The organism is Nocardia sp. NPDC057440 (assembly GCF_042802915.1).
Lineage (GTDB): Bacteria > Actinomycetota > Actinomycetes > Mycobacteriales > Mycobacteriaceae > Nocardia.
In genome coordinates this window covers 76,664-94,357 of sequence record NZ_JBHVDF010000024.1, presented here as the reverse complement: position 1 = coordinate 94,357, position 17,694 = coordinate 76,664, and the positions used below count along the sequence as shown (strand labels likewise).

At 67.1% G+C, this 17,694-nt stretch carries 13 protein-coding genes; 6 read left to right on the top strand and 7 right to left on the bottom strand.

Annotation, left to right across the window (positions count from 1 at the left end; translation table 11 throughout):
- The first annotated feature begins 161 nt into the window (after positions 1 to 161).
- From ACFU4Z_RS33560 to ACFU4Z_RS33550, 3 genes are all read left to right on the top strand, one after another.
- Positions 162 to 1,907 (top strand): amidohydrolase family protein, encoded by a 1,746-nt coding sequence (locus ACFU4Z_RS33560; RefSeq protein ID WP_379071493.1) that lies wholly within the window; start codon positions 162 to 164, stop codon positions 1,905 to 1,907.
- Positions 1,904 to 2,503, top strand: a complete 600-nt coding sequence (locus ACFU4Z_RS33555; protein ID WP_379071490.1) for a TetR/AcrR family transcriptional regulator — start codon at positions 1,904 to 1,906, stop codon at positions 2,501 to 2,503. The genes ACFU4Z_RS33560 and ACFU4Z_RS33555 overlap by 4 nt, the downstream gene beginning before the upstream one ends.
- A gap of 128 nt (positions 2,504 to 2,631) precedes the next feature.
- Positions 2,632 to 2,922 carry a hypothetical protein gene (locus tag ACFU4Z_RS33550; RefSeq protein WP_379071487.1) on the top strand — a complete coding sequence of 97 codons (291 nt, stop codon included), beginning with the start codon at positions 2,632 to 2,634 and terminating at the stop codon, positions 2,920 to 2,922.
- A gap of 146 nt (positions 2,923 to 3,068) precedes the next feature.
- Here ACFU4Z_RS33550 and aztD read toward each other — a convergent pair whose 3' ends face one another.
- From aztD to aztB, 3 genes are read right to left on the bottom strand one after another with little or no spacing between them, the layout of a single operon-like run.
- Positions 3,069 to 4,229 carry a zinc metallochaperone AztD gene (gene aztD / locus ACFU4Z_RS33545; protein WP_379071483.1) on the bottom strand — a complete coding sequence of 387 codons (1,161 nt, stop codon included), beginning with the start codon at positions 4,227 to 4,229 and terminating at the stop codon, positions 3,069 to 3,071.
- A gap of 33 nt (positions 4,230 to 4,262) precedes the next feature.
- A complete protein-coding gene (aztC, locus tag ACFU4Z_RS33540) occupies positions 4,263 to 5,144 on the bottom strand; it encodes a zinc ABC transporter substrate-binding protein AztC (RefSeq protein WP_379071507.1) in 882 nt (293 codons plus the stop codon).
- Positions 5,145 to 5,176: 32 nt separating this feature from the next.
- The gene (aztB, locus tag ACFU4Z_RS33535; RefSeq protein WP_379071480.1) at positions 5,177 to 7,183 is read right to left on the bottom strand and encodes a zinc ABC transporter permease AztB; all 2,007 of its coding nucleotides are present in this window, start codon (positions 7,181 to 7,183) and stop codon (positions 5,177 to 5,179) included.
- 38 nt (positions 7,184 to 7,221) lie between these two features.
- On the opposite strand from aztB, the gene aztA reads away from it, so the two are divergent.
- Positions 7,222 to 8,016, top strand: a complete 795-nt coding sequence (gene aztA / locus ACFU4Z_RS33530) for a zinc ABC transporter ATP-binding protein AztA (protein ID WP_379071477.1) — start codon at positions 7,222 to 7,224, stop codon at positions 8,014 to 8,016.
- 521 nt (positions 8,017 to 8,537) lie between these two features.
- Here aztA and ACFU4Z_RS33525 read toward each other — a convergent pair.
- From ACFU4Z_RS33525 to ACFU4Z_RS33515, 3 genes are all read right to left on the bottom strand, one after another.
- Positions 8,538 to 9,740, bottom strand: a complete 1,203-nt coding sequence (locus ACFU4Z_RS33525; protein WP_379071504.1) for a lipase family protein — start codon at positions 9,738 to 9,740, stop codon at positions 8,538 to 8,540.
- A 379-nt stretch (positions 9,741 to 10,119) separates the two neighbouring features.
- Positions 10,120 to 10,845, bottom strand: coding sequence for a cyclase family protein (locus tag ACFU4Z_RS33520; RefSeq protein WP_379071474.1), 726 nt, complete (start codon positions 10,843 to 10,845; stop codon positions 10,120 to 10,122).
- Positions 10,846 to 10,927: 82 nt separating this feature from the next.
- Positions 10,928 to 13,378 (bottom strand): FHA domain-containing protein, encoded by a 2,451-nt coding sequence (locus ACFU4Z_RS33515; RefSeq protein ID WP_379071471.1) that lies wholly within the window; start codon positions 13,376 to 13,378, stop codon positions 10,928 to 10,930.
- 292 nt (positions 13,379 to 13,670) lie between these two features.
- Here ACFU4Z_RS33515 and ACFU4Z_RS33510 point away from each other — a divergent pair, with 292 nt between their 5' ends.
- Positions 13,671 to 14,276 carry a DNA-binding response regulator gene (locus tag ACFU4Z_RS33510; RefSeq protein ID WP_379071501.1) on the top strand — a complete coding sequence of 202 codons (606 nt, stop codon included), beginning with the start codon at positions 13,671 to 13,673 and terminating at the stop codon, positions 14,274 to 14,276.
- Here ACFU4Z_RS33510 and ACFU4Z_RS33505 read toward each other — a convergent pair.
- Positions 14,202 to 16,412, bottom strand: a complete 2,211-nt coding sequence (locus ACFU4Z_RS33505) for a histidine kinase (protein ID WP_379071468.1) — start codon at positions 16,410 to 16,412, stop codon at positions 14,202 to 14,204. The two genes, ACFU4Z_RS33510 and ACFU4Z_RS33505, sit on opposite strands and share 75 nt — an antisense overlap.
- A gap of 59 nt (positions 16,413 to 16,471) precedes the next feature.
- Here ACFU4Z_RS33505 and ACFU4Z_RS33500 point away from each other — a divergent pair, with 59 nt between their 5' ends.
- The gene (locus ACFU4Z_RS33500) at positions 16,472 to 17,551 is read left to right on the top strand and encodes an epoxide hydrolase family protein (protein ID WP_379071465.1); all 1,080 of its coding nucleotides are present in this window, start codon (positions 16,472 to 16,474) and stop codon (positions 17,549 to 17,551) included.
- The last annotated feature ends 143 nt before the right edge of the window (positions 17,552 to 17,694 follow it).

Genomic DNA, 17,694 nt, shown 5'->3' with positions numbered 1-17,694 from the left:
TGGTGCACGGCGAGGCTCGCCGCCAGGAGATCGAATACGCGATCAACAACTCGTTCGGTTTCGGTGGGCACAATGTCGCGCTCGCCTTCGGTCGGTATTGATTCACCGAGGCGCGCCGCACGGCCATTGACATTTAGAGACCGATCGGTTGCTATGTATATGTGAGCTACGACACGATCATCAAAGGCGGGCGCTGGTTCGATGGCGCGGGCTCGACATCCGCCGTCCGCCATCTCGGGATCAGCGATGGACGGGTCGCGGCCGTGTCGGCGGTACCGCTCGACGAGAACGGCTGCGCCGAGGTCGTCGACGCCGCGGGCAAATGGGTGCTGCCCGGCATGATCGACATCCACACGCACTACGACATCGAGGTGTTGCAGACGCCGTCGTTGGGCGAATCCGTGCGCCACGGCATCACCACGGTCTTCCTCGGTTCCTGCTCACTGTCTACCGTGCACGTCGGGGCCACCGATGCCGGAGATTTGTTCGGCCGCGTCGAGGCGATCCCTCGCCGCCATGTGATCGGCACCGTCGGCGAGACCAAGACGTGGAGCTCCGCCGGCGAGTACGTCGCGGCGCTCGAGGCACTCCCGTTGGGACCCAATGTCGCCGCATTTCTCGGCCACTCCGACGTGCGGGCCGCGGAGATGGGGCTCGAGCGCGCCACTCGAAAGGATGTCCGGCCCACGGCGGCCGAGCTCGCCGCGATGGAGGCCAAGCTGACCGAGGCGTTGGACGCGGGCTTCGTCGGCATGTCTGCGCAGCAGCTGCTTTTCGACAAGCTCGACGGCGAGACCTGCCGCTCGCGCACCTTGCCCTCCACCTATGCCAAGGCCAGGGAACGCCGACGGCTCAATGCGATCCTGCGCCGCCGCCGTCGCGTATTGCAGGCGGGTCCCGACATCACCTCGCCACGCAGCGTCGGCGCGATGACACTCAGCAGCTTGGGTATCTTCCGCAAACCGTTGAAGACCAGCCTGTTGTCCGCGGCCGACATCAAAGCCAGCCCGTTCCTCATCCACATATTGGGTCCGATCGCGCGCCTACTCAACCGCTTCGGCGGTGACTTCCGCTGGCAGCACCTGCCGGTGCCGTTCGAGGTCTATGCCGATGGCATCGACCTGGTCATCTTCGAGGAGTTCGGCTCGGGCGCCGCCGCGCTGCACCTGTCCGATCAGGTCGAGCGGAACGCGCTGATGCAAGACGAGACCTACCGCAGGCGGTTTCGCAAGGACTACGACGCCAAGTTCGGGCTGCGGGTCTGGCACCGGGACTTCTTCGACGCCGAGATCGTGGGCTGCCCGGACGACACGGTGATCGGCAAGACGTTCGGTCAGGTCGGTGTCGATCGTGGCGGGCTGCATGCGGTCGACGCGTTCCTCGACCTGGTCGTCGAACACGGCACCAAGTTGCGCTGGCGCACAACGATTTCCAATCACCGCCCCGAGTACCTGGAGAAGCTCGGCAGTGATCCCGGCGTTCAGCTCGGGTTCTCCGATGCGGGAGCGCACCTGCGCAATATGGCGTTCTACAACTTCGGGCTCCGTTTCCTGCGGCGGGTGCACCGAGCCGAGGCAGCGGGCAGGCCGTTCATGTCCCTGGAACGCGCGGTGCACCGGCTGACCGGGGAGCTCGCGGACTGGTACGGCCTCGACGCCGGACACCTGCGCACCGGCGACCGCGCCGACCTGGTGGTCGTAGACCCCGCACACCTCGACGAGTCGCTCGACGCGTACGCGGAAAGCCCCGTCGCCCAGTTCGATAACATGCCGCGCATGGTCAATCGCAACGACGACGCCGTCTCGGCCGTGTTCATCGGCGGCCGGTACGTCTTCGGGAACGGCACGGCCGCCCCCGTGCTCGGCACCCGCCGCACCGGAAAGTTCCTGCGATCCGGTCAACGGTGACGGCCCCACCGCGCCGCAGCCAGGCCGAGCGGCGGGCCGCAACCATCGCCAAGCTCGTCGACGCCACCATCGAAGCCATTGCCGAAGTCGGTTACCACCGGGCATCGCTCGGCGAGATCAGTCAGCGTTCCGGCGTGTCCAAAGGCGGCATCTTCCGGCATTTCGATTCGCGGATCGACCTGGTCGTGGCCGCCGCGGAAGAGGTCGGGCACCAGCATATGGCGGCCTTCGACTTCCGGGCCGTCAGCCGGGAGCCGAGGGATTTCGTGGCGGTCATGCGGGCCGCCCGTGCCCAGATCCGCGACCGGACGAACACCGTGTGGTTCGAACTGCTGGTCGCCGCCCGCACCGAACCCGAACTACAAGAGCGACTCGAGCCTGTCGCGCACGCGCTGATCGCGGATGTCGAGCGGGCCGCCGTCGAAACTCTCGGTCCCGAGATTCCACCGGAACTCGCACGACTGCTGGCCACTTCGTTGATCCACATGTTCGATGGCGAGGCGATCTTCCGATCCACGTATCCGCGCCCTGAACTCGAGGACGCTCGGATCGACTATGTCGCCGAGGCTTATCGGTTGCTGGCGGATCGGCCGTAAGCCCTGCACCTCGCTTGCTGGTGATGTCGCCGACACCTGCTCGACCAGCCGGTCCGCCCGCGCCTGTGAAGGTCGGGCGGACTACGAAAGCGGCAGGACCGCATCACGTAACGGTCACCCCCAGCTCGTTGCGGCGTCCGATCGCCTTCGCCGCCACCGCTTTTGCCGCGACCATCGCCACCAGCGTGCTCACCGTTCCGCAGGTGCTCGGCTGGTTCGCGCCGGTCCTGCTCATCAAAGTGTTGCTCGCCCACCTGCTGCGGAAGACTCCGCAAACGGCGGTCCTCGACAACAATGAATTCGGAACCCGCGCCGACCAGTATCCGGCCGTCGGCGCTCATGGCGAGTGCACGAACGGGCTGCGGAAATGCGACGTTTCCGGGCTGGACATGGTGGTCAGGTTCCAGACCTGTACCTGACGAGTGGCCGTGCCGATCACCACCAACGACCGCGGCTCGCTGTCGGTCGGCGTCACGCCGGATCGACGACTGCGACGGGCTGCTCAGCTCCTCGGAAGCCGCGAACCGCTCGATACCCGGTTTCGGCTCATGTCCGAGCCGTCGACTCAGTGCGCACTGACGCCGCTGAGTTCATTCGGGGCGGCGGCCAAGGTGACAGTCGCCGACACGGTGCCCGTCGCGAGGTCGATGCGGTGCACCTTCTTGGTGTCCGGGTCGGAGACGTAGGCCGTCCCACCGCGTGCGAACAACGCTGGGCGGGCCTGCTGCCACTTCAGCGGTTCCTGCCAGGCGTCGATGACCGGGATGGCGCGGGTGACGGTGCCCGCTACGGGATCGATCACGTGGATGCGACCGTCTGTGCCGAGGACCAGCGCTTCGCCCTGCGGGCCGCGGGCCAGCGATCGGAAGGTGTAACTGGTGCCGAGATCGACCAGGCGCAGTGAGCCGGTGGCCGTGTCGATGAGTGAAATCTGCTGTGGGCGTTCGAGCTCGGCATCCTTGTCCTGCTTGTAATCACCGAGCACGATCGAGGAGACAGCGCTGCCCGCAGCGTTCCCGATGCGACCGTAAGCGGTCGGGCTGGTCACTTTGGTGATGACACCGTTGCGGTAGACGAGAACACCTGTCTGGCAACCGATCACGACCGCCTCGTCTTTGGCGGCGGCTTCGCCGTGCACGCCGGGGCAGTCCTCGTTGCGGGCGATCTCCCTGCGGTCCTTGTCGAGCACCGCGATGCCGACGCGCTTCTCCTCGGTGCCGAGAGTGATCACCATTTCACCGCTGTCCAGTTCGACAGCGACGCCGTGATGCGGTGCGGCGGCACGGTAGACAACCGTCTCCGGCTTCCCGCCCCCGAGCGTCGCGTGGTCGAAGGAGGTGACTTCGCCGGAGCCGTCGGCGAACAGAACCGTGCGCCCCGCGTGTCGGACGACGTGGCCCGGCTCCGCGGCGGGGAAATCGGTGCCGGTGAACACGGCGTCGATCGCGTCGAATACGCGGAAGCCATCCTTGGTCGACACCATCAGATGGCGATCGTCCCCCGCCGGATTCAATCGGTTGAACCCCTCGAGTTTCGCCTCACCGGTCTGGGCGAGGGTCGCCGCGTCCAGGACATAGATACCACCGTCATAGGTCACCGCGATCGGCCCGCCACCCGAAGCAGACGTTTTCTTCGAGTCGTCCACGCCGCAGCCCCCGAAGGCGACCACCGAAGCGATGAGCCCGGAAATGGCCGCCGATTTCGTTGCTCGTGATCGAATATGCATGTGCTACTCCAGTTCTCGTGCGGTATGCCACATTCACGACGCGGCGAGCCCACGCGTGATCGCCTCGGTGTTGACGCGCATCATTTCCAGGTAGGTGCCTGCGCCCGCGCCGGGTTCGGTGAGCGATTCGGTGTGCAGCCCGATGACCCGCACGTGCACGCCGACCTGTTCGGCGAGGACGCGGGCGAGCCGGTCGGGCTGCGATGAGTCGACGAAGATTGCGGGGACACCGGCGGTTCGGATCGCGTCGGCAAGGCCCTCGAGGTCGGACGAACTCGGCGACGCGAGCGTCGTCCCGCTCGGAATCACCGCGCCGACGACCCGGAAGTCGAAACGTTGTGCCAGATAGCCGAATACGTGGTGATCGGTGACCAGTTGGCGGCGCTCGACCGGAGTCGTGGCGAACCGCTCGGCCATCCAACGGTCGAGCTGATCGATCTCTGCCAGATAGTGATCGGTCCTGGTCCGCAGGACTGCGGCATCGATGCCTCGGACATGTTCGATGATCTCGGCGCTGATCACCTCGACGGCCTTGCGCGTCCGCTTCGGATCGGTCCAGAAGTGAGGATCGGAACTGCCCGCGGATTCGTCGGCGGCGTAGCTGAGCGGGTCGACGTGATCAGCGACGGCGAGCGTGGGGACACCGGCGTTCTCGGCCGCCGCCACGTTGCGGGCAACCCCTTCCTCCAAGCCGAGTCCGTTGTGCACAACCAGGCCGGCACGGTCGAGCAGCGCCGCCTGTTTCGCGGATATCGCGAAAGAGTGCGGGTCGGCGTCGGCCGTCATCAGCACCGTGACTTCGGCGGCGTCGCCGACGATGGCCCGAGTCAGATCACCGAGAATATTGGTGGTGACCACGATTCCGGTGCGCTCGCCGCCATCTGTCGTGCAGGCGGCGACCACCGGCAGCAGCATCGCCAAGGCCGCGGCTATCCGCGTCACGGTTTTCACTCGCCGGTCTCCACCATCAATGCGGGGTCGATCCCCACCGTGAATGTGCGCGCCAGGCGCAGGTTGTCGTTGTAGGCGATCTCGTAGACCTTCCGTCGAGCCGCGTCGTTGACATAGGCGCGATTCGAATCGACCTGGATCACCGGCGGTGTGGCACTGTCGGCCAACGGCTCCAGCAGAGCGATTTGCGCTGTCTCCCTGCCACTTTCGGGATCGACGCCGCGCAGCACACCGTCTCGCGTCAACACCAGCAGCGACGAACCTTCCCCGGCCGTGTTCACGGCCCGCACCGGCCCGACCGATGCGAACGTCCACACCTTCTTGCGGACATCCAGCGTCCAGATCCCCCGCTCCCCCGCCTTGGCGGTCAGCGTCGCACTGCCGCGACGGTGGGTGAACTCCACCGCACGATCGGCTTCGACCACTTCTCGCGGGTAACGAATCTTCGCGGCGGTGAACACTCCGTCTCGGTGGGTCACCACCAAAGCGCCATCAGCACAACCGAAGACCACGCCGCGACGGGTCACCGCTCGACCGCGCGGAGTGGTGCATGGCTCGGCGAGGGCGGTCACCGGCGCGCCGTCACGGGCGCGAACCTCGACTCGCCCACTCGGGATCGCGACCAACAGATGTTCGGCGTAGGGCACCGCGCTGCCGTCGGCGATCCGCCCCCGTTCGGAGACCGTCCCGTTCTCCAGGGCAAGCCGGTCGAGCAAGAGCGTGGTACCGCCCTCGAAAGCCACCGCGGCCACGCCGCCGTCGCTGAGCACACCGGTCACCCGGCCGCCCACGATGGCGCCGATACCGCGGGCCGCAGCGCGGTAGTAGTGGACGTGATCGCCGTGGTCGACCGTCCACCCGCCACTGTCTACGATCCGTGCCGAATCCACCGCACCGACGAACGCGAACCGACCGTCGCCCGCAATCCCGCGCACACCCTCGGCCCGGCCGGCCTCGACGACCCTCTCGGTGATCAGGTCGAGTACCTCGATGGCGCCGGTTCGCTCATCGACCATGACCAGACGCGACTGCGCATCCGAAGTCTCCTCGGCTCCCGCCACATAACCATGCGGCGTTTCCACCGGCTGCCGACTGTCAGCGCCGACGCCACACCCCGCCAGCGGCACCGCCGCGACGGCACCTGCCGCCAACGCGGCATAGCGAACACCGTTGCCGCGCAACCGATCACGCAGTCCAGCAGCCAGCGCCGAGAGGAAGAACAGCCCCACGGCAACCGCGGCGATCGTCGCGCCACCTGCTGTTTCGGCATGCCACGAAATAATCAGCCCGACAACGGTGGACAACGCGCCGAGCAGTGCCGCGACGAGCATGACGGCCGGAATACGATCCGCCCAATACGTCGCTGCCGCGGGCGGGGCGATGAGCAGCCCGAAGACCAGCAGCGTGCCGACGATGTGGAACGACGCGACGATCGCCAGCGTCACCAGGCCGACCAGCGCGATCTGCGCGAGTCGCGGACGCAGACCGAGCGTGTGCGCCTTGCGCGGGTCGAAAGTCAGCGCCACGAAACCGCGATGTCCGAGCATCGCGACCGCCACCGCGACGATCAGCGCGACACCCAGATACCAGAGGTCTTGCTCGCGAACCGCCAGCACGTCACCGAACAAGAACCCGGTGAGATCTACAGCGAACGACTGCGAGCGGGAAACCATGATCACCCCCAGAGCGAGCATGCCTACGAACAGCAGCCCTATCCCGGTGTCGGCGGACAGCCGTCGGTTGCGTTCGAGTGCCGACACACCGAATGCCATTGCCGCACAACTGATCGCGGCACCGAGGAGGAGATTGCCGCCCAGCAGCGACGCCACGGCGACCCCGGGCAGCATGCCGTGCGCCATCGCGTCGCCGAGAAAGGCCATGCCGCGCACTACAACCCAGGTCCCGGCCAGGGCGCATACACAGGAGACGAGCAGGCCGCCCCACAACGCCCGTTGCACGAAAGCCACCTCGAACGGGGCGATAACCACTCCATGATCGGCCACGATATGATGAAAACGATTATCATTACAAATGAGGTGACATGTCCCACACTCCCGTCCCGGACGCGCTGCGCATCAGCGGACTATCCGCCGGCTATCCCGGCAGGGCCGTCCTGCACGAACTGACCACCGCCATCCCGTGTGGCCGCGTCACCGCGGTGGTCGGGCCCAACGGATCGGGGAAATCCACGCTGCTCGGCGTCATCGCGGGCATCATCACGCCGCGCGCGGGCACCGTGTGGCGACGATCCACGGAGCGGCCCGCATTCGTCGTCCAGCACACCGCCATTCCCGCGACACTGCCGCTCACCGTCCGGGAGACCGTCGCCATGGGGCGCTGGGCACACCGCGGTCCGTGGCGGTGGCTGTCCCGGCAGGACCGCAACACAGTGCACGCCTGTATGGATCGACTGGACATCACCGACCTCGCGACCCGACGCCTCGACACCCTGTCCGGCGGCCAGCGCCAGCGAACCCTGATCGCCCAAGCACTCGCCCAGGAAGCGTCGCTCCTGCTGCTCGACGAGCCCGCCGCCGGACTGGATTCGGCCGCACAGCAAGAGATCTCCCGCGCACTCGGCGAGATCAGCGACCACGGCGTCACCGTCGTACAGGCCACCCACGATGTCGACGAGGCGAGACGCGCCCACCATTGCCTGCTCCTGCGGGACGGCATGCTGATCGCCGAGGGGAAACCGGACGCCGTACTGTCCGGCGCGTTGAACGCGGCGCGGATGCCATCCGGTGTGGGGTGTCCCGACTTGCCTCCCGCCCCGCAGGCCGGCTCCGTACCCTCGCAATCGCCGGTGACAACAGTGAATCCGGCCGCAAGGTAAGCGGCTGAGAGCGGCGTGCCCGCCACCGCGAGGGCCCCGCCACCGCGCAGTGTGCAGGACGGATCGCAGCGCGCCGAGCGCATCGTCAGCGCCCTGGTTCGACATGATTCGAAGCGCGCCCGAGGTCATGGGCGGCCGGTTGATAATGGCCACCGCCGCGGCTGGGCTCGCCACGCCGGCCAGTTGTCCGCACGCCTCCTCTCCTGGCGCGCACAAGATCTCGGGGCAACGCTCAGGATTTCGAGGCGAGGGTGTAGCCGAAGGAGCAGGGGCCTTCGATCGGTCGTGGATCTCGATGGACAGCGGAAGGCAGTCGATAAATCGACACGTCGGTGTGCAGTCGCAGCTGAATTCGGTGTGGTCGGTGGAGTTTCGGGACGGGGGTCGAAAGTGAAGGCCGGCCTGCGGGAGTCGAGGCTGGTCGGCCGGACAGCCGAACGGCCGCGCACCCACCGTCTCGGTGGGCCGCGACCGCCGGCCTTGCGGAGGGGTATGGAGCACCCCGAAGATCCCGTCAGATCTCAGCAGTTGACGGGCGCGGGCTCTCCGCGAACCCGGCCGTCGAGCCACCCCAGTACCGCGGGGGCGCCCTGTGCCGCCGCGGACAAATGCTCAGGCGCGGACACCCGCAGCGTGTCCAACCGCACCCCGGCCTCGCACCAGCGGCGGTCGGTGTTGATGATGGCGTCGACCGGAATCAGCGGGTCGCTCGGCGAATGCCATTCGAACATCGGCATTTCCGGCACCCCGGCGTAGAGCTCCAGACTGTTCGCCTCCACCACCGACCGCGCCTCGGGACTGTCGAAAATCGAGGTGCTGGTGACGAACTCGCGAGCGCTGCTATTGGCGCCAGTGGCGAGGATGCTGTTGGTGCAGCTGTTGGCGATGGCGTCACGGACCGCAAAGCCACGCGGGTTGAGATACGCGCTGATCGGCACCTGGTCCGGGTACTCCCGCTCCAGGCCCGTTGCCGTTGCCATGGCCAGCCCGAAAGCCGGATGCGGGTCGAAGCCCAGCGCCCGCGCCATCGTCACCAAGTTCGCCGGGACGCCGCCGATGGCCGCGCCCGCGATCTGCAGTTCCGTTGCGTACGACGGCTGCAGCGCTGCCGCCCATGCGGTGGCCAGGCCGCCACCGGAGTAGCCTGCCATCACCACCGGGCCGTTCTGCACGGCGAGTGCGGGCAGCCGTTTCACCGCCCGGATGCCGTCCAATACGATCTGGCCACCCAACCGCGCGGCGCCGAGGGCCATCTGCGGTCCGAGATGATCCGGCAGCGCGACACTCCAACCCTGCTGCAGCACCGCGTTCAACATCGGCGTCGTCGCCGTCAGATTCAGATCACTGTTGTACAGCGTGTGCGATACCGCGCAGCCGGTACCGAGCGAATTGATGAAATGCTGATACGACAGCATCGGTCCGTCGGGCCGATGACCGGCGGGGGTAAGGACCGTGGTGACCGCCGCGATCGGCTCACCGTGCGAGTTGGTGGACCGGAACTTCACCAATGTGACGCTGGCGCCGGGGAAGAGGGGCAATGGTGGCATTCCCCGCACGTCGAGCACGTCGCCGGGTGGGTGCTCCGCCAGATCCGCCGGAGCGGCGTAGAACGGGTCCGGATCGGGCTGCGGATACAGCGGTCCCGCGCTTGCCGGCGTCGCCAGCAGCAGCGCAAGTGCTACACCACCGAATACACCGAAGACATGGGCCAGACCGCTGCGCATACTGCCGATAAGTAGATACGGACGAGTCAAGACCTTGACCTCCAAGGGTTGTGCGTGGCATTCGTCGACCAGCCAGGCTGAATTCAAGCGCTACCGATGGCAAACTTACAGCGACACAGTGAAGAGCAAGCTGAATATGTCGAAAAATGACGCTGCGCATCCAATGTTGCCCCAGTCCGGTAGCACTGTCGTCGAGCTTTTCCGGGCACCACTGCGGCTACGCCGCGCCGAGATGAACTGGAACTATTGGGTAAGCGCAGGATCGAAATCCGGTGGGGGTTTCGGCTTCGCGATACATCACTTCGTCGCGGGCCGGTTCGAACAGATGCGGTCCGCCACGGATGGTAGGCCGCGCCCCAGCAACCGATCGGCATAATGATCAGCTGAAGACGCCGCCGGCATCGGTCCACGCGACAGCGCGCAGCGGAAACGAGCCCATCGCGCGCACTGGCGCCGGCAGTGCGACCAGCCTGGCGCCGGTGTCGGGGACCGCGTCCAGGTTCGTCATCTGCTCGATAATCGGGATTCCTGCACCGAGCAGAGTGTGGTGGCACGGCCGCGTCGGCAGGGACGTGTCGTCGATGTCGAGCGAGTCGATTCCGACCAGCGCCACATTGGCGGCGACCAGCGCATCCGCGACCTCGCCGACCAGGAACGGATGCCGGGGGCCCCAGTAGGCGGACGAACCCCACCGGGCCGACCATGCAGTGTGCACGAGGACCGCCTTGCCCCAAAGCCGCGCCGGGTCGCCGAGCACATCCGGTCCCACGATGCGGCTTCCCGCCACGCGGATCATCACGATCGGCACGTTGAACAGCCGTTCCAGCGGTAGCTCGGCGATATCGACGCCATCGGCGTGGAAATGGAAGGGCGCGCAGATATAGGTACCGGTGTTGCCGACCATATCCACGCGCGCCATGTCGTAGGTCATGTCGATCAGCGGCGACTGCTCGCGCGAAATATCTGTGGTGACTCGCGGTCCGGGCAAGCTCGGATAGGTGAGCATGCCGTCCGAGATCGGATGCGACAGCTCCCACACCACCTTGCTCATGCTGGAGACCTCACCGAGGTTCTCGGCGTAGGCACCCTGCAGGTAGCCGACCATGCGACGCCGGTCATCCCGATGACACGCCGCTCAGCTGCGGAACCCAGCGAACCGACGGACCGCCGGTTCGCGCTGCTGGGCGTCAAAGCCTCGCGCGGCGGGCGCCGCGGCGCCGTGGACGCAGCTGGTACAAGCGGTACCAGGCCAGCGCGAGGAAGACGGCCCCTAGACCGGCGACGGCTCCCATGTCGACCAGCCACGTGCCGAATGTGTGTTTCCACAGCGGGTCGGGTCCGCCCGTGTGCGGTGAGAGGGTGTCGAGGTCGAGGGTGGCGGCTGCCGCGCCGAACCCCCAACGGGCCGGCGCCAGGTAGGACAGTTGCTCTAGGCCGAGTGTGCCGGGGAGCCGCACCATCCCGCCCGTCAGCACCAGTTGTGCCATCGACAGCACGATCAGCAGCGGCAGTGTCTTCTCCGAGGTGTTCACCGCCGCCGACACCAGCAAGCCCAATGCCAGCGATGCGATACCGAGCAGCGCCATCACCAGGATCAGCTCCACCTCGACTATCGTGAAAATCCCCTTCGGCGGCATATCCACACCGATGGTGCCGATCAACACCAACACCACCGCTTGAAGGGTGGTGATCACACCCAGGACCAGCAGTTTCGACATCAGATAGACCCCCGCTGACAGGCCTGCCGCGCGTTCTCTGCGGTAGATCGTCTGTTCCTTGACGATCTCGCGAATCGAGTTGCCGGTGCCGACGAAGCATGCCGCGAACGCCAAAACCATGAGCTTGGTCGGGGCATCGACGTTGGAGCCCGGCGGCCCGGCGAATCCCTCACCCGCCGGCACCGCAGCGATCAAGCCACCGAGAAGCAGGGGCATCACGCCGAGGAGCGCCAGATAACTGCGGTCCGAGGCAATCACCGCCAGATATCGCCGGCACAGGGTACTGAGCTGGGCAAGCTTGGACTGCTGCGCGGGCGGCGGTGCCGGTGGGTGCACTTCCGCTGGGCCGACATCGTCGGTCAGTCCGACCGCCACGTAGTTCTCGAAGCGTGGCGACATCCGGAACTCACCGGCCCAGTCGCGGTCATCATCGCGATCGAATGCCTGGAACACCTCGGCCCAGGTGCGCTGCGCGAACTGCTGTAGCCCCTCCTCGGGCGGCCCGTAATAAGCCAGCCGACCGCCGGGCACCAGGACCAGCAGGCGGTCACAGGAATCAAGATTCGCCACGCTGTGCGTAACGACGATGACGGTCCGCCCGTCGTGCGCCAGTTCGGACAGCATTTCCATGACCGTTTTGTCCAGGCCTGGGTCGAGGCCGGAGGTCGGTTCGTCGAGAAACAACAGCGACGGTTTGGTCAGCAACTCCACTGCGACGCTCACCCGTTTGCGCTGCCCGCCCGAGAGCCTATCGATGCGGGTATCGGCGTGCCGGGTCAAGCCGAGCTCGTCGAGGACCTCGTCGACCCGCTGCTCACGCTCCTCGCTGCGCGTGTCACCGGGGAAGCGCAGTTCGGCCGCGTAGAGCAGCGCGCGCCGCGTCGGAAGCTGGTTGTGCAGGATGTCCTCCTGCGGGACCAGCCCGATCCGGTGCCGGAGCTCGTCGTAATTGGTGTACAGGTCGCGTCCGTCGTAGCGGACCGTGCCCTCCGTCGCCGGCCGCAACCCGGTGACCGCGCCGAGCAGCGTCGACTTGCCCGCCCCGCTGGGCCCGATGACCCCGACGAGCGAGCGCTGCGAAATGGGGAAGCCCACCCCGTCGAGGAGCACCTTGCCCTCAGGTGTCCGCACGGTGATGTTCTGTACCGAGACCGACACGTCACCGGTGTCGACGAACTCCCGCAGCTCGTCGCCGACCAGCCGGAACGTGGTGTGCCCCATGCCGATCAAGTCCGATTCGGAGAGATCCGTGGCGTCCACCCGGGAGCCGTTGATGTAGGTGCCGTTGTGGCTGTCGAGGTCGACGATCCGGTACCTGCCGTCGCCGACCATGTGCAGCTCGGCGTGATGGCGGGAGACCATGAGATCGGGCACTACGACGTCGTTGTCGGCCGCGCGTCCGATCCGAAGCGTGGGCGAGGTGATCCGGACGACCTCGCTGGGGCGGGCCGCCGGAGGTGATGACCGCGAAACTCGCCGAGGCTGGCCCGGTTGGAACTTGACCGTCGCTTCATCGTCGAGCTTGTAGCCGGGATCGGGGACGATCATCGTATCTCCCCCGAAATCGCCACCGGACTCGTGGCCGGGCGGTGCTTCCACCGAGCAGGCCAGCTGCTCGCCGTCCACGGCGTGCCCGAGCTGGAACGTCTCGTCTCGGTCGATCACCATACGGTTGACGCGACGGCCCGCGAAGAAGGTGCCGTTGAGGCTACCGGCGTCCTCGATTTCCCAACCGTCCGCACCCCGTTCGAGAACGGCGTGCAACGACGATGCGCGCGGATCGGTCACAACAATGTCGGCTGACGGATCGCGACCGACGTTGTATGCGCCCCCGGCACGTAGCCGATAGACGCGTTCTCTGGTCTGCACCACAAGAACCGGTGCCTCGGAGAATTCCGTGGAGGACGATTCATCCGCCATATCGCGAGTATACGACTGCCGCCGCAAATGGTCGGCTACCCCGCGATCCTGGCTCGGTGTTCCCCGGGCATCTGGTGAGCAGCGTGGGAAGGTACATCTCGCAAACACGTATGCGCTATCCACGCCCTGTGGGCAAGCGGACAGCTCCTGGCTCGGGCCGGCTCCGCTCAGCGGGAGGTCTGGCGTAAATTTCCGCTATGACGACTCTGCGGATCGGGCCGAAACCGTATGGCGGGCGACCGACTGTGACGGCATGGGTGCGGCCGAGGTCGGTCAGTGGCTCGGCCGGCCGATGATTCGGGTACTGGTCGCGGAGGACATGCGCATTCTCCGTGAGGCGCTGGTCGGGCTGCTGGCGCTGGAGGACGGCATCGAGGTCGTCGCCGAGCTCGGCTCGGGCGGGGAGATCCTGGCCGCCGGGCTGCGGACCAGGCCAGACGTCGCGATCCTCGACATCGAGCTGCCCAGGCTGGACGGGCTGTCCGCGGCGGCCGAGCTGCGGGAACGGTTACCCGACTGCCGGACGCTGATCTTGACCGGGTTCGGCAGGCCGGGCAATCTCCGTCGGGCAGTGGCGGCCGGTGTCGCCGGTTTCATGTTGAAGGATTCTCGACCGGCGGACCTGGTCGCGGCGGTGCGGACGATCGCGGCGGGCGGCCGGGTGATCGATCCGCAGCTCGCCTACGCGGCACTGGACGCCCCGGCCAGCCCGTTGACCGACCGCGAGCTGGACGTGCTCCGGCTGACCGCCTCCGGTTGCGAGCCAAGGGAATCGGCCTCGCAGCTCCAACTGTCCTACGGCACGGTGCGCAACTATCTCGCATCAGCCGTGACCAAGCTGAACGCCCGCAACCGGGTGGACGCCATCCGGATCGCCACGGACGCCGGCTGGCTCTGAGCCGGTCACTGTCGGCACTTCGACGTGCACGGTAAACCAGTCGACCGACCGGTGCACGTCGAGTCGGCCGCCGGCCTCGGCGACCCGGCGGGTCAGGTTGTCCAGTCCGTCGCCGGTCCGGCGCGAGCCACTGGCCGCCGATCCGCACGAGTCGGCGTCCGAGCCGTCGTTGGCCACCGAGAGCCGCACGACCGGCCCCGCGACGTTCGCCGAGATCAGGCAACGGGTGGCCCGCGCGTGCCGGACCACGTTGGTCACCGCTTCCCGGAGCACGACTGCGAACAATGCGTCGGCGGCGGCCGGCAGGACCGGCAGTTGCACGCGGACGTCGATCCCGGCGGCAGCGAGCACGGCCCGGGCTGTTACCACCTCCTGCGCCACCGATAGCGGGACGGGGTCGCTGATAATGGCCTTGACGTCGGCCATGGCCTGTTCGGCCAGGTCCCGGAGGTCGGCGAGCTCAGCGCTGGCCCGGTCGGGCACGACGCCGATCAGCCTGTCGGTGAGTTCGCCTTTCATCACGATCGCGGATAACCGAAAGCCGAGCAGGTCGTGCAGGTCGCGGGCGACCCGGAGTCGTTCGTCGAGCACCGCCATCCGTGCCAGGTCCTGCCGTGATTGATCGAGCTCGTACGCCGCCTCGGGCAGCCGGATCAGCGCGTACGCCATCAACGCGAGGCCCGCCCCAGTGGCGACAAACCCGCCGATAAACGCGGGAGGAACCCAGAACGCCGCACTGCAGGCGATGACAACCGCCGAGATCAGCCACGAGTAGCGGGGACGAATCAGGAACAGGATATTACCGACGAACAGGGTGACGTAAATGATTGCGGACGACCCGATGGCCGCCACCGCCCCGCCGATCAACAACGCCTGGAGGGCCAGCGTCCACGGCCAGGCGGGCGGTCGGACTCCCGGCCGGGGCAGGCCGTGGTAGAGCTGAATACCGCTGGCCAGCAATAGCGAAAGGCCGACCGGAACCACCACCACGAGACTTGTCACAGTGCCGTACCACAGCTGGCGCAGCAGTGTTGTGCCGAAAAGGTCGATCTCCAGGACCACCAGCGCCCACCAGGCCAGCCACGGCATCGCCGCCAGCGGTGCCAGGGTTGCGGCGGGCGTAGCGGACAGCCGGATGTCCAGCCGGCCAGGGCCGGTGGTCAGCTCCCCGCCCGCGCCTGCCACCTCGGCGGCCAGGCCCGTCGCAACCGGCGGTGAACTGTCTCCTTCGATGCGAAGTCGTCCGTCGGCTACGGTGATTCGGACCTCGCGGGGCGGCTGTTCTGAAGTCCAGCTGAGGACTGTTGCCCGCAGCGCCCTAGCCAGCAATTCGTCCACCGGCGTAGGGAGCGCGGCGCCGTCGGAGCGGATAAGGGCGGTGATCCCGAGGGCTTCGAGTACCGCACCGGTCGCCGCGAGTTCCCCGGTCAGGCTCCACCGCCCGTGGTCGGCGGCCACGGCGCGGACCGTCGCCAGTGCGTCGCGGGCGGTGTGCACGGCGGCGGCGAGTTCAGCGCGCGGGTCGGGGGCAGCCCACACCCGGTCGAAGACGACGATCAGCCCGGCGAGTCGGTCACAGAGCGACTCGCACAGATCCCGGGCCACCCGGAGCCGCTCCTGGGCCGCCTCCAGCCGGGCGACGTCGGCCTTCGCCTCCTGACGCTGTTGGATCAGGTCGTGCAACCAGCACTGTGCGTACAAGCCGACGCCGGTGCCCACCGTCGCGAGCACGGCCCAGTACGGTCGCATACCCGGGTCCTGCGTCGCCCAGTACCGGACCGCGAACTCGCCGAACAGCACCGGACCGACCGCCAGCCAGGCCGGCCCGGGCCGGAACGCGAGCAGGATCGTGGCGAGGAGCAGGTTCGTGACCGTGGCGTACGGCGAGCAGGTGAAGTACAGCAGGTAGGACAGCCCGGCCTGCCCGGCGAGCAGAACCCCCACGTTCCGTCGGTTCACCCGCCGGAACGCGACGGGCACGAACAGCGCCGTCTGCATGACCACGACCGCCGACGGCCACAGGATGCCCCAGCCCTCGGTGACCTCGGCGGACTGCGAGATCTTGCTGGCGAGGTTCAACGCCAGCGCCGCAACGGTCAGGCCCCGAGCCAGCCGGACCTGGGGTGCAATTTGCACACTGAACTCGTGCGCCACAGCACTACTCGCCGGGACTCTGGTCGGGAACGCTGATCATCATGAGTGATCATATTGAGCCCTTTACCATCCAGATCCCACAGGAGGACCTCTACGAGTTGCAGGCTCGGCTGGCTCGCACCCGCCACACCGATGAGGTCGGCGACCAGTACGGATTCAGCGGCACCCGGCTGCGTGGCCTTGTCGAGCGCTGGACGACCAGCTACGACTGGCGGGCATGGGAAGCCAAGCTCAACACCTATCCGCAGTTCACCACCACGATCGACGGGCAAAGGATTCATTTCCTCCATGTCCGCTCGGCGAAGCCCGACGCGCTGGCTCTGCTGCTCACCCACGGCTGGCCGGGTTCGATCGTCGAGTACCTGGACGTGATCGACCTGCTGTCGGCGGAGTTCCACCTTGTCATCCCTTCGGTGCCCGGCTTCGGTTTCTCCGGGCCGACCACCGAGCCGGGCTGGGGCACGGTTCGGACGGCGAAGGCATGGGTGGAACTGATGCGCCGGTTGGGCTACGACCGTTACGGCGCAGTCGGCAACGACGGCGGCTCGGTGGTCTCCCCGGAGGTGGGACGGCTGGATCCAGAACATGTGGTCGGTGTGCATGTGACGCAGATCTTCTCCTTCCCCTCCGGCGATCCGGCTGAGCTGGTCGATCTGACCGGGGAGGAAGGAGCAGCCCTGGGGGTCCTGAAGTGGTTCTGGGAGGAGAAGGGCGCATTCAACGTGCTGCACTCCCAGCAGCCGCAGACCCTGGCACACGCCCTCGCCGATTCACCGGCCGGCCTGCTGGCGTGGAACGCGCAACTGTTCGACGAGACGGTCGAGGACGACTTCGTGCTCACCAACACCGCGATCTACTGGTTCACCGGCACAGCGGGCTCGGCGATCCGGTTCTATTACGAGGACGCCAAAGCCAAGTACCACCCGTCTGAGCCCACCACAGTGCCGCTCGCCCTTTGCATGGCCGCCTCCGGTGACTTCGCGTCGATCCGGCGGTTCGCCGAGCGTGACCACGCGAACATCGTGTCCTGTCGGACACTGGAGGCCACCGGTCACTATCTTGCGCACACCCATCCGAATGAGCTGGCCGGTGACGTCAACGAGTTCTTCGCGAAGTTCTGACCGAGCCGGTTGCCGCGGGGGGGGCCCGGGGCCCCCCCCCCCCCCCCCGGGGGGGGGGGGTAACTGCGGCAGGGGGGCGTGGGCCCGGTGGGGGGGGTTTCGTGGGGCGTGAAACACCAAGCACAACCCACCAAGGAAGTGGG

Coding starts and splice junctions, on each gene's coding strand:
- ACFU4Z_RS33515 (WP_379071471.1), bottom strand. CDS start 13,378: ATGGCGGATGAATCGTCCTCCACGGAATTCTCCGAGGCACCGGTTCTT.
- ACFU4Z_RS33520 (WP_379071474.1), bottom strand. CDS start 10,845: ATGGTCGGCTACCTGCAGGGTGCCTACGCCGAGAACCTCGGTGAGGTC.
- ACFU4Z_RS33510 (WP_379071501.1), top strand. CDS start 13,671: ATGATTCGGGTACTGGTCGCGGAGGACATGCGCATTCTCCGTGAGGCG.
- ACFU4Z_RS33500 (WP_379071465.1), top strand. CDS start 16,472: ATGAGTGATCATATTGAGCCCTTTACCATCCAGATCCCACAGGAGGAC.
- aztA (WP_379071477.1), top strand. CDS start 7,222: ATGTCCCACACTCCCGTCCCGGACGCGCTGCGCATCAGCGGACTATCC.
- ACFU4Z_RS33525 (WP_379071504.1), bottom strand. CDS start 9,740: ATGCGCAGCGGTCTGGCCCATGTCTTCGGTGTATTCGGTGGTGTAGCA.
- aztD (WP_379071483.1), bottom strand. CDS start 4,229: ATGCATATTCGATCACGAGCAACGAAATCGGCGGCCATTTCCGGGCTC.
- aztC (WP_379071507.1), bottom strand. CDS start 5,144: ATGCTGCTGCCGGTGGTCGCCGCCTGCACGACAGATGGCGGCGAGCGC.